The organism is Arenimonas sp., assembly GCF_019459675.1.
In the GTDB taxonomy this organism is placed as follows: Bacteria; Pseudomonadota; Gammaproteobacteria; order Xanthomonadales; family Xanthomonadaceae; genus Arenimonas.
Map to the genome: position 1 here is coordinate 1 of NZ_JAIBFH010000067.1, position 10715 is coordinate 10715.

The following is a 10715-nucleotide window of genomic DNA, read 5'->3' on the forward strand; positions in this document are numbered from 1 at the left end:
CCCCCCCCCCCCCCCCCCCCCCCCCCCCGCCAAACGGTTTACTGCGCCGGGCCTTCCTGGTCCCTGGCTTCGCATGTGACCACGCCTGCCTTGGCCGTGCACACCCAGCCGGGCGGCCCTTCAACCGGGCCGTCGGGAATCGTGCCGGGACCATCTTCCGCGCTGGCGGCAAAGCTGATGGCAAAGGTCGCTGCAAACATTACGGCAATGAGATGCTTCATTCAGAGGTCTCGAGTTGGCCCATGCATTACGGGCAAACCAAACTAGCGCAGCCGACCTAAGGAACAGCGCTCAACGAGCTGTTTTTTCAAAAGTGGTGGTGATCCGCTAACCACGACAGCGCGCCCACGTTTTCAATCACAGCCACTATCGGCGACAAACGCGCTGTCCGCGCCATCTAACCAGCCCGCTTTTGCCCCTGGCCCCGGCAGCAATTCTTCAGCCGCAGTCGGGCATCCGCCGTCATCCGCGTCGGCCTGGCGGCCCGTGTGCATGTCAGCGGGCGGTATCGAGCGCGTCGTTGAGCAGTGATGCCAGTCGCGCGCCGGCCTGGCGCACGCGCGCTTCCGCCGTCGGGCGGTGCAGGTCGAGGTAGGCGTCGGTGATGCGCCGCTTGGGCGGGTAGATCGAATTGCTGGCGATCAGCCGGCACGACTCCAGCGTCCATTCCGCAGCCGGATTGTCCGCGTCCAGCTGGGTTCCCTCGGGCAGCGGGCTTTGCAGCAGCCTGGCGGTGTAGGCGGGGTTGTCGAGGTTGGCGCTGCGCAGCAGCCAGTAGTCCCAGACGCCGTGCAGGTTGGTGCCTTCGCCCTTGGGCGATCCCTTGCCGCGGTAGTTGAGCTGGAAGTTGTTGCCGCCGCGGTCGCGTCGGAAACCGGCGTGCATGGGCTGGTGCGCGTCGCCGACGAAATGCACCACGAACTTCAGCGCCTCGCGCCGGGCCTGCAGCGGCTGGCTGCGGTCGGCCAGGATGGCGCGCTGGGCGTTGATGGCGCCGATGACGCAGTTGCCGTCCGGACATTCGCGCGCAGGCACGTAGTCGCAGCCCGCGTGGTCGAAGTTGATGTAGTGCCAGGTCCGGCTGCGCTGGCCGAGCTCGTTGCCTTCGGCGCGGATCTCGTCGGCCCAGGTGGAAACCCCGGCCAGGGTCGGGTTCGGTTCACCGGCCAGCAGTCGGTCCACTTCGGCGCGCGCGGCGGCCGTTAGGTCGCGTTCGGCCAGTTCCCCAACCAGCTGGTGGCCCTGTTTGCTCCAGCCGAAGGCCGGCGCAGCGAGGGCCAGAAGGATAACGGTGCTCAGGAGTCTGTTCATGGCCGCCGACTCTACGCCAGCGGCCGTGAACCTTGCCAGCTTCAAACCATCAGAACTGCCAGACGAAGGCGGCGCCGTAGACCATCGGGTCGATGTTGACGGTGCCGACGCTGGTGCCGTTCACCTTCACGTCGGTGTCGATGTCGATCCAGCGGGCGTCCAGGCGCAGCCACTTCTTCTCGCCGACGGCGAAATCAAGGCCGGCATGGGCCGCCAGGCCCCACGAGTTGTCCAGGTCCAGGTCGGTGCCGGCCAGCGGGCCGGTGGTGTCCTGGCTGAAGAAGATCGTGTAGTTCACGCCGGCGCCAATGAACGGCTTGACCTTGTCGCTGCCGTTGAAGTGGTACTGCAGGCTCAGGGTCGGCGGCAGGTGCTTGGTGGAGCCGGCCTTGACGCCGTTGAGCTCGATGTCGTGCTGGAACGGCAGCGAGGCCAGGACTTCGATGCCCCAGTTGTCGCGGAAGAAGTACTCGCCGGTGATGGTCGGACGCCAATTGTCGCCGACGTCCGCGTCCAGCGCGCCGCCGGCCAGGCTGCCGTTGTCGGACTTGGGCGAAACGACGTGGGCGCCGAGGCCAAAGGTCCAGTCGCCGGCCTGCTGGGCCAGGACGGGCGTGGCGAACAGCAGGGCGGCCGTGGCGGCCAGAGGTGCAATTACTTTAAGGGTCCGCATGGCGGGTCTCCGGTTGGGAACTGGCGCCAGTTTCCACTGTGCCGCCCGCGGGCCACTTGAGGCGCGTCAAATCGGCTGCCGCTGGGACTGGGGGCCCGGGGTTGCTAAAATCGGGGTTCTTCCACCCAACCCGCCGGCCTTCGCCGGTTCAGGAGCCTGCATGTCCATCAAGGTCGCCATCAATGGCTACGGCCGCATCGGTCGCAACATCCTGCGTGCGCTTTACGAAGCCAAGCGCAACCACGAGATCACCATCGTGGCCATCAACGACCTGGGCGACGCTGAAACCAATGCGCACCTGACCCAGTACGACACCGCCCACGGCAAGTTCCCCGGCACGGTGGAAGTGGACGGCGGCGACCTGATCGTCAACGGCGACCGCATCAAGGTCTGCGCCGAGCGCGATCCTTCCAAGCTGCCCTGGGCCGCGCTGGGCGTGGACGTGGTCCTGGAGTGCACCGGGCTGTTCACCAGCAAGGCCAAGGCGTCGGCGCACATCGCCGCCGGTGCGAAGAAGGTGATCATTTCCGCGCCGGGCGGCAGCGACGTGGACAACACCATCGTCTTCGGCGTCAACCACGCCAAGCTCAAGGCGTCCGACACGGTCATCTCCAACGCTTCGTGCACCACCAACTGCCTGGCGCCGCTGGCCATGGTGCTGAACGAAAAGATCGGCATCGTGCACGGCCTGATGACCACCATTCACGCCTACACCAACGACCAGGTGCTCACCGACGTCTACCACAGCGACCTGCGCCGGGCCCGTTCGGCCACCATGTCGCAGATCCCGACCAAGACCGGCGCCGCGGCCGCGGTGGGCCTGGTGCTGCCCGAGCTCAACGGCAAGCTCACCGGCTTCTCGATGCGCGTGCCCACCATCAACGTGTCGGTGGTGGACCTGTCGTTCGTCGCGGCGCGCGAAACCACCAAGGATGAAATCGATTCGGTGCTCAAGGCCGCTTCCGAAGGCGCGCTCAAGGGCATCCTGGGCTTCAACACCAAGCCGCTGGTGTCGATCGACTTCAACCACGACCCGCACAGCTCGATCTACGACAGCACGCTCACCCAGGTGATGGGCGGCACGCTGGTGAAGGTGTGCTCGTGGTACGACAACGAGTGGGGCTTCTCCAACCGCATGCTCGACACCACGCTGGCGCTGATGGCCGCGAAGTAAAGCCACTGCCGCGGCGGTGAACGAAGCCCCGGCCCCGGCTGGGGCTTTTTTTTCAGTGGCCGCCGGTGCCCAGGCCGGCGCCTGCTGCGGAGCGGCGCAGGCGATCGTTGACGGCCAGCCAGCTGCGGTCGTCGGGCGGTCGTTGTGCCAGCAGCAGGTTGGCGCCCAGCGTGTCCAGGGCACGCAGCGCGGCGTAAAGCCCATGGGCGTAGCCGTCGGCGTCGGCGGGCAGGGCGATGCCGCGCAGGCCTTCGGGCAGGGAGGCCATTGCCAGCACGGCGACGCGCTTGCCCAGGGCTTCCTGCTGGCGGGCTTCGGCCACCAGGGCGTCACGCGGCATCAGCAGCAGGGCGGTGCGCGGTGCGTAGTGCGCGTCCAGCGTGCCCGAGGCGCGCGGGCTGTCGGCGGCGCCGCCTTCGGCCACGGGACCCACCTGCGCCTGGATCTGTGCCCGGGTGATGCGGCCGGGCCGAAGGATGCGCGGGATTTCGCCGGACAAGTCGAGAATCGTGCTTTCGATGCCCACCTCGCACTCGCCGCCGTCCAGCACCACCGTCACCGCGTCGCCGAACTCGTCGCGCACGTGGGCGGCCGAAGTGGGGCTGACGTGGCCGAAGCGGTTGGCGGACGGCGCGGCCAGCCCGCCGTCGAATTCATGCAGCAGCGCCAGCGCCATCGGGTGCGCCGGGCAGCGCAGACCCACCGTGGGCTGGCCGCCGGTGACTTCGTCGGGCACGCCGGCCTGCTTGCGCAGGATCAGCGTCAGCGGGCCGGGCCAGAACGCCGCGGCCAGCACGCGCGCTGCGTCCGGAATGTCGCGCGCCCAGCGGTCGAGCTGCTTGGCATCCGCCACGTGCACGATCAGCGGATGGTCGGCGGGGCGGCCCTTGAGCTCGAAGATGCGGCGCACCGCCTCGGGACGCGACGCATCGGCCGCCAGGCCGTACACCGTTTCGGTGGGCAGGCCGATGACGTCGCCGCGGCGCAGTGCGGCCAGCGCCTGGCCGATCGGGTCGCTCATGCGCCTCTCCGGTACTCGTTGCGCAGCAGGCCGTACAGGATCGAATCGGCGAACTCGCCGCCCACGCGCCAGCGGTTGCGCAGCAGGCCCTCGCGCTGGAAGCCCAAGCGCTCGGCCAGGCGGCAGGAGCCTTCGTTGCGCGGGTCCACGTCGGCCTCGATGCGCTCCAGGCCGAGGATGTCGAAGCCGAAGTCCAGCGCGCGGCGCACCGCTTCCGTGGCCAGGCCCTTGCCCTGGAGCGCCGGCATCAGGGAATAGCCCAGCTCGGCCCGGTGCAGGGGGCCGCTGAGCGAGAACAGCGCCGTGGTGCCGATGAAGGCGTCTGTGGCGCGGTCGGCCATGGCCCAGCCGTACACCGACGGCGGGCCCCAGCCCATGCGCTCGGCCAGCCAGGCCTGCGCCTGCGCGGGCTCGGTCCAGGCCTGGAAGCTCCAATATCTCGTCACTTCCGCGTCGCTGAACATGGCGAACGCCTCCGGGGCATCGTCCATCCGCAGCGGCCTGAGGCGGATGCGCTCGCTCTCAAGGACGGGCAGGGTTTGCGGGATATCGGCCATGGGCCATTGTCCCACGGCCCCGCCGGGTTTGCCCCGGGCCCATCAAGCGGGGGAAAATGCCGCTTTCCCGACTCCGGAGCACCTGCATGACCATCCTGCGAATGGCCGACCTCGACCTGGCCGGCAAGCGCGTGCTCATCCGCGAAGACCTCAACGTGCCGGTCAAGGACGGCCACATCACGTCGGAGCAGCGCATCACTGCCGCACTGCCGACCCTGCGGCTGGCGCTGGAGAAGGGCGCGGCCGTGATGGTCACCTCGCACCTGGGCCGCCCGAAGGAGGGCGTGTGGACGCGGGAGGATTCGCTGGCGCCGGTGGCCGCGCGCCTGTCCGAACTGCTGGGCCGCGACGTGCCGCTGCTCAGGGACTGGACCGACGGCGTGCAGGTGCAACCGGGGCAGCTGGTGCTGCTGGAAAACTGCCGCATGAACGTCGGTGAGAAGGCCGACGACGAGGCGCTGTCGAAAAAGTACGCCGCGCTGTGCGACGTCTTCGTCATGGACGCCTTCGGCACCGCGCACCGCGCGCAGGCGTCCACCCACGGCGTCATCCGCTTCGCCCAGGTGGCCTGCGGCGGGCCGCTGCTGATGGCCGAGCTGGACGCGCTGGCCAAGGCGCTGCTGGCGCCCGCGCGCCCGCTGATCGCCATCGTGGCCGGCTCCAAGGTCAGCACCAAGCTCGAACTGCTGTCGGCGCTGGTGTCCAAGGTGGACCAGCTGATCGTCGGCGGCGGCATCGCCAACACCTTCATCGCCGCGATGGGCCACCCGGTGGGCAAGTCGCTGTGCGAGAACGACCTGCTGGACACCGCGCGCCAGATCATCGCCGACGCCAAGGCCCGCGGCGCCGACATCCCGATCCCGACCGACGTGGTGGTGGCGACGGCGTTCGCCGCCGACGCGCCGGCGACGGTGAAGGCCGTCGCCGATGTTGGCCCGGACGACATGATCCTGGACATCGGCCCCGACACCTCTGCGCGCTATGCCGACATGATCAGGCGCGCCGGCAGCGTCATCTGGAACGGCCCGGTGGGGGTGTTCGAGTTCGATGCGTTCGGCAAGGGCACGCAAACGCTGGCGCACGCGATCGCCGATTCAGACGCGTTCTCGATCGCCGGCGGCGGCGACACGCTGGCCGCGGTGGACAAGTACGGCGTCGCGGCGGGCATCAGCTACATTTCCACCGGCGGCGGCGCGTTCCTGGAATTCTGCGAAGGCAAGGAGCTGCCGGCGGTGACGGCGCTCAAGGCGCGTGCGGCCTGACATGGCGACGATCTTCTTCGACCTGGACGGCACGCTGATCGATTCGGCGGTAGGCATCACCCGCTGCGTCGCCCACGCGCTGGAGCAGATGGGCGAGCCGGTGCCGCCGCAGGCGCAGCTGCGGCGATGGATCGGTCCGCCGCTGCGCGACAGCTTCGGTCCGCTGCTGGCGGACGCCGCGCGCATCGAGGAAGCCGTGCAGCATTACCGCGACCGCTTCGAAACGCACGGATGGGCCGAGCACGAGGTCTACGACGGCATCGGCGACGTCGTGCTGGCGCTGTCTGGCGCCGGCCACCGTCTGGCCGTGGTCACCGCCAAGAACGAGCCCCACGCCCGCAAGATCATCGCCCACCTGCCGTTCGGCCATGTTTTCGAGGAAATCGTGGGCGCCACGCCCTGTGGCCGGCTCAGCCACAAGCCCGAGCTGATCGGCGAAGCCTTTGCGCGCCTGGCCCTGCCCAGCCAGGACGCCTGGATGATCGGCGACCGGCACATGGACATCGACGGCGCCCGCCACCACGGCATTGGCTCGGTGGGGGTGCTGTGGGGCTTCGGCGGCGAGGCGGAGCTGCGCGCCGCCGGCGCCACCCACCTGGCGTCGCGACCGGCTGACCTGCGCGGTCTTTTCCCGCGCTGAAATCGATTGCAGCACACCCCGGGACGCGCGATGTGCTGTGCTAGCGTTACCGGCACAGCCCTCCAGCAAGAATCCCATGAACCACGACCCGCGCCGCACCAAGATCCTCGCCACCCTCGGCCCGGCTACCGACGCTCCCGGCGTGCTTGACGACCTGGTGCGCGCCGGCGTCAACGTGGTGCGCTTGAATTTCTCGCACGGAACGCCCGAACACCACGCGGCGCGCGTGGCGGCCGTGCGCGAGGCCGCGACGCGGCAGGGCCGCGAGGTCGGCATCCTGGCCGACCTGCAGGGCCCGAAGATCCGCATCGAGAAATTCGAGGAAGACAAGGTGCTGCTGCGCACCGGGCAGGAGTTCACCCTGGTCTGCCGCGCCGACGCGCCGCTGGGCGACAGCACCCAGGTGGGCGTGAGCTACCTGGGGCTGGTGGACGACGTGCACGCCGGCGACACGCTGCTGCTCGACGACGGCCTGATGGCGGTCCAGGTCATCGCCGTGGAAGCCGACCGCATCCGAACCCGCGTGCTCACCGACGGTGCACTGTCCAACCGCAAGGGCCTCAATCGCCTGGGCGGCGGCCTGTCGCTGGGCGCGCTCACCGACCAGGACAAACTGCACATCCAGATCGCCGCCGGGCTGGGCGTGGACTTCATTGCGGTGTCGTTCTGCCGCTCCGCCGCCGACATGGACGAGGCCCGCGCGCTGGCGCGTGCCGCCGGCAGCGATGCGTTCCTGGTGGCGAAGATTGAGCGCGCCGAAGCCATCGAGAACCTGGTGGAGATCACCATCGCCTCGGACGTGGTGATGGTGGCGCGCGGCGACCTGGGCGTGGAGATCGGTGACGCCGAACTGCCCGGCCTGCAGAAGAAGATCATCCGCACCGCGCTGGAGAACAACCGCGTGGTGATCACCGCCACGCAGATGCTGCAGTCCATGGTGGACAACCCCATCCCCACCCGCGCCGAAGTGCTGGACGTGGCCAACTCGGTCATCGACGGCACCGACGCGGTGATGTTGTCGGCCGAAACCGCCTCGGGCAACTACCCGGTGAAAGCGGTGGAGGCCATGGTGCGCATCTGCCTGGGCGCCGAACGCCAGTTCGACCACGACACCGATTTCGAGAAGGCGCCGCGCAACCTGCAGGCCGCCGACCAGGCCATCGCCATGGCCAGCATGTTCCTGGCCGAGCACATCAAGGTGCGCGCCATCATCGCGCTGACCGAATCGGGCGGCACGGCGCGCTACCTGTCGCGCTTCCGCAGCTCGGTGCCGATCTACGGGCTGTCGCGCCACGACGGGGCGCGGCGGCGGATGGCGATGATCCGCGACGTGTTCCCCATCCACTACGACAGCCAGGGCCAGGCGACCCGGGAGGCCGCCCGCGGCGCCATCCGCCAGCTGTTCGAGGCCGGCGCGCTGGCCGAGGGCGACAGCGTCATGATCACCAGCGGCGACCACATGGAGCTGCACGGCGCCACCAACACCCTGCGCCTGCTGAAGGTCGGCCCCGCCGGCCGCGCCGAAGGCCTGGGCGAGCTCTGAAAACGGGGAAAATGTACCCGGTACATTTTCCCCGTTCTCGGCCATTCGGCGGGTTGGGCTATAATCCGGGGTCTACCAACACGACCCCGGGAACCCCATGAGCATCGACCAACTCGCCGACATCGCCCGGGCCATGGTGGCCCCGGGCAAGGGCATCATCGCCATCGATGAGTCCAATGCCACCATCAAGAAGCGCTTCGACGGCGTGGGCATCGAGTGCACCGAGGAGAATCGTCGCGCCTATCGCGAGATGCTGCTGGGCACCCCGAAGCTGAGCGACTACATCTCCGGCGCCATCCTGTACGACGAAACGCTGCGCCAGAGCACCAAGGCCGGCGTGCCGTTCACCAAGCTGATGATGGACAACGGCATCCTGCCGGGCATCAAGGTGGACATGGGCGCCAAGCCGCTGGCCGGCTTCCCGGGCGAGCTGGTCACCGAAGGCCTGGACGGCCTGCGCGAGCGCCTGAAGGAATACGCCCGGCTGGGCGCCAAGTTTGCCAAGTGGCGCGCCGTGATCACCATCGGCGAGGACTCGCCGTCCGGCACCTGCATTGATTCCAACTGCCACGCGCTGGCCCGCTACGCCGCCCTGTGCCAGGAAGCCGGCATCGTGCCCATGGTCGAGCCCGAAGTGCTGATGGACGGCGAGCACGACATCGACACCGCCTACGAAATCACCGAAGTCACCCTGCGCTCGCTGTTCGGCGCCCTGTACGAGCACAACATCCTGCTCGAGGGCACCATCCTCAAGGCCAGCATGGTGGTGTCGGGCAAGGACTGCCCCGAGCAGGCCAGCGTCGAGGAAGTCGCCGAAATGACCCTGCGCTGCCTGAAGTCGGCCGTGCCGGCCAGCCTGCCGGGCATCGTGTTCCTGTCGGGCGGCCAGAGCGACGAAGACGCCACCTCGCACCTGGACGCCATGAACCGCATGGGCGGCAATCCCTGGCCGCTGAGCTTCAGCTACGGCCGTGCGATGCAGTCGGCCGCGCTCAAGACCTGGTCCAAGGACCTGACCGGCAACATCGCCGCGGCCCAGAAGACGGTGTACGCCCGCGCCAAGGCCAACGGCCTGGCCGCGTTGGGCAAGTGGACCAAGGGCGGCTGATCCCCGCCGCCAGTGGTTCGAACGACGCCGGCCTCGCGCCGGCGTTTTTTTGCCGGTCCGGCGCGCTTCCCGGGCGCGGCGCCGCGTCAACGCCCGGCCCTCGGCTGCGTTTGTGCACGTTGCCTGTCTGCAACGCAGCGTCATGGATCGGGATGGAGTGTGCACATGGGCGTGACGTTGCCCCCGTACAATCGCGGAACCTTCCGCTCGCGTTCCGGTCCCACTTCGACCCACGCCAGCCCGATGCCGGCACGGTCCCGACACGGCGCCAGGCCCCCCTGCGGCGGCCAGGCCGCCATCAAACCCGTTCAAGGATGACCTTCCCGATGAGCCCGACCCAGCGCCACCTCCTGCCCGCCATCGCCCTGGCCCTGGCGCTGGCCGGCTGCAGCGCCGAGCCCCCGGCCGCCAGCCGTGCGCCGTCGGCCACGGTCACCACCACCGAGGTGGTGAACAAGCCCTGGAACGACGCCATCGAGGCGCTGGGCACCGCCCGCGCCAACGAGTCGGTGCTGGTCACCGCCAAGGTCACCGAGACCGTGGTGAGAGTGAACTTCGAAGACGGCGACCTGGTGGAAGCCGGCGACGTGCTGGTGGACCTGTCGGGACGCGTCGAAGTGGCCGGCCTGGCCGAGGCCGCCGCCTCGTTCCGAGAAACGCAGAAGCAGTTCCAGCGCCAGGAACAGCTAACTGCGCAAAAGCTCATCCCCGCCAGCCAGCTCGACACCCAGCGTGCGGCCATGGACACCGCCCGCGCCCGGCTGGACGCCACCCGGGCCCGGCTTTCGGACCGCGTGATCACCGCGCCGTTTGCCGGCGTGCTGGGCTTCCGCCAGGTCAGCCCGGGCACCCTGGTGTCGCCCGGCACCACCATCGCCAGCCTTGACGATGTGTCGGTGATGAAGCTCGATTTCGCCGTGCCCGAGGCGTACCTCGCGGCGCTGTCGGCCGGCCAGACGATCACCGCCACCAGCAACGCCTATCCGGACCGCGAGTTCAGCGGCCTGGTCACCACGGTCGACTCTCGCATCGACCCGGCCACCCGCGCGGTGACCGTGCGCGCCGAGATCCCGAACCCCGACCGCCTGCTGCGCCCTGGCATGCTGCTGACCCTGCGCGTGTTCCAGCCCGAACGCCAGGCGCTGGTGGTGCCCGAGATATCGGTGATCCAGGTGGCGCAGACCGCGCACGTGTTCCGGCTGCTGCCCGACGGAACGGTGGACCAGGTCAACGTGAAGTTGGGCCAGCGCCGCCGGGGCGAAGTGGAAGTGCTCGATGGCCTGGCCGCCGGCGACCGCATCGTGGTGGACGGCACCGTCAAGCTGCGCCAGGGATCCAGCGTGGTGGAAGCGCCCAAGCCCGAAGCCAAGCCCGAGGCCGCCGTGGCCGGGGCCCCGGCCCGGCGCCCCCGAACCCCCCCCCCCCG

At 69.1% G+C, this 10715-nt stretch carries 11 protein-coding genes; 6 read left to right on the forward strand and 5 right to left on the reverse strand.

The window, feature by feature from the left end:
• Positions 1 to 38 precede the first annotated feature (38 nt).
• The 3 genes from K0M70_RS02670 to K0M70_RS02680 all read right to left on the reverse strand — a co-directional run bounded on the left by K0M70_RS02670 (position 39) and on the right by K0M70_RS02680 (position 1984).
• Entirely contained in the window at positions 39 to 221 is a 183-nt protein-coding gene (locus K0M70_RS02670; RefSeq protein ID WP_290778920.1) for a hypothetical protein, read from the reverse strand.
• Positions 222 to 495: 274 nt separating this feature from the next.
• Positions 496 to 1311, reverse strand: coding sequence for a S1/P1 nuclease (locus tag K0M70_RS02675; protein WP_290778923.1), 816 nt, complete (start codon positions 1309 to 1311; stop codon positions 496 to 498).
• Positions 1312 to 1360: 49 nt separating this feature from the next.
• Entirely contained in the window at positions 1361 to 1984 is a 624-nt protein-coding gene (locus K0M70_RS02680; protein WP_290778926.1) for an OmpW family outer membrane protein, read from the reverse strand.
• Positions 1985 to 2144: 160 nt separating this feature from the next.
• On the opposite strand from K0M70_RS02680, the gene gap reads away from it, so the two are divergent.
• Positions 2145 to 3158 (forward strand): type I glyceraldehyde-3-phosphate dehydrogenase, encoded by a 1014-nt coding sequence (gap, locus tag K0M70_RS02685; RefSeq protein WP_290778929.1) that lies wholly within the window; start codon positions 2145 to 2147, stop codon positions 3156 to 3158.
• A gap of 52 nt (positions 3159 to 3210) precedes the next feature.
• On the opposite strand, the gene K0M70_RS02690 is transcribed toward gap, so the two are convergent.
• Positions 3211 to 4179 (reverse strand): L-threonylcarbamoyladenylate synthase, encoded by a 969-nt coding sequence (locus tag K0M70_RS02690; RefSeq protein ID WP_290778932.1) that lies wholly within the window; start codon positions 4177 to 4179, stop codon positions 3211 to 3213.
• Complete coding sequence (locus K0M70_RS02695; protein ID WP_290778934.1) at positions 4176 to 4736, reverse strand: GNAT family protein; 561 nt, start codon at positions 4734 to 4736, stop codon at positions 4176 to 4178. Before K0M70_RS02695 ends, K0M70_RS02690 begins: the two co-directional genes overlap by 4 nt.
• 86 nt (positions 4737 to 4822) lie before the next feature.
• Between K0M70_RS02695 and K0M70_RS02700 the strand changes: the two genes are divergently transcribed.
• From K0M70_RS02700 to K0M70_RS02720, 5 genes are all read left to right on the forward strand, one after another.
• Entirely contained in the window at positions 4823 to 5998 is a 1176-nt protein-coding gene (locus K0M70_RS02700; protein ID WP_290778936.1) for a phosphoglycerate kinase, read from the forward strand.
• 1 nt (position 5999) lies between these two features.
• Complete coding sequence (locus K0M70_RS02705) at positions 6000 to 6638, forward strand: HAD hydrolase-like protein (RefSeq protein ID WP_290778939.1); 639 nt, start codon at positions 6000 to 6002, stop codon at positions 6636 to 6638.
• Between the two features lie 76 nt (positions 6639 to 6714).
• The gene (gene pyk, locus K0M70_RS02710; protein WP_290778942.1) at positions 6715 to 8181 is read left to right on the forward strand and encodes a pyruvate kinase; all 1467 of its coding nucleotides are present in this window, start codon (positions 6715 to 6717) and stop codon (positions 8179 to 8181) included.
• A gap of 97 nt (positions 8182 to 8278) precedes the next feature.
• Positions 8279 to 9289 carry a class I fructose-bisphosphate aldolase gene (locus tag K0M70_RS02715; RefSeq protein ID WP_290778944.1) on the forward strand — a complete coding sequence of 337 codons (1011 nt, stop codon included), beginning with the start codon at positions 8279 to 8281 and terminating at the stop codon, positions 9287 to 9289.
• A gap of 326 nt (positions 9290 to 9615) precedes the next feature.
• Positions 9616 to 10715, forward strand: a 1100-nt coding sequence (locus K0M70_RS02720; RefSeq protein WP_290778946.1) for an efflux RND transporter periplasmic adaptor subunit, incomplete at its 3' end; no start/stop codon positions are given.

Coding starts and splice junctions, on each gene's coding strand:
- K0M70_RS02670 (WP_290778920.1), bottom strand. CDS start 221: ATGAAGCATCTCATTGCCGTAATGTTTGCAGCGACCTTTGCCATCAGC.
- K0M70_RS02675 (WP_290778923.1), bottom strand. CDS start 1,311: ATGAACAGACTCCTGAGCACCGTTATCCTTCTGGCCCTCGCTGCGCCG.
- K0M70_RS02680 (WP_290778926.1), bottom strand. CDS start 1,984: ATGCGGACCCTTAAAGTAATTGCACCTCTGGCCGCCACGGCCGCCCTG.
- gap (WP_290778929.1), top strand. CDS start 2,145: ATGTCCATCAAGGTCGCCATCAATGGCTACGGCCGCATCGGTCGCAAC.
- K0M70_RS02690 (WP_290778932.1), bottom strand. CDS start 4,179: ATGAGCGACCCGATCGGCCAGGCGCTGGCCGCACTGCGCCGCGGCGAC.
- K0M70_RS02695 (WP_290778934.1), bottom strand. CDS start 4,736: ATGGCCGATATCCCGCAAACCCTGCCCGTCCTTGAGAGCGAGCGCATC.
- K0M70_RS02700 (WP_290778936.1), top strand. CDS start 4,823: ATGACCATCCTGCGAATGGCCGACCTCGACCTGGCCGGCAAGCGCGTG.
- K0M70_RS02705 (WP_290778939.1), top strand. CDS start 6,000: ATGGCGACGATCTTCTTCGACCTGGACGGCACGCTGATCGATTCGGCG.
- pyk (WP_290778942.1), top strand. CDS start 6,715: ATGAACCACGACCCGCGCCGCACCAAGATCCTCGCCACCCTCGGCCCG.
- K0M70_RS02715 (WP_290778944.1), top strand. CDS start 8,279: ATGAGCATCGACCAACTCGCCGACATCGCCCGGGCCATGGTGGCCCCG.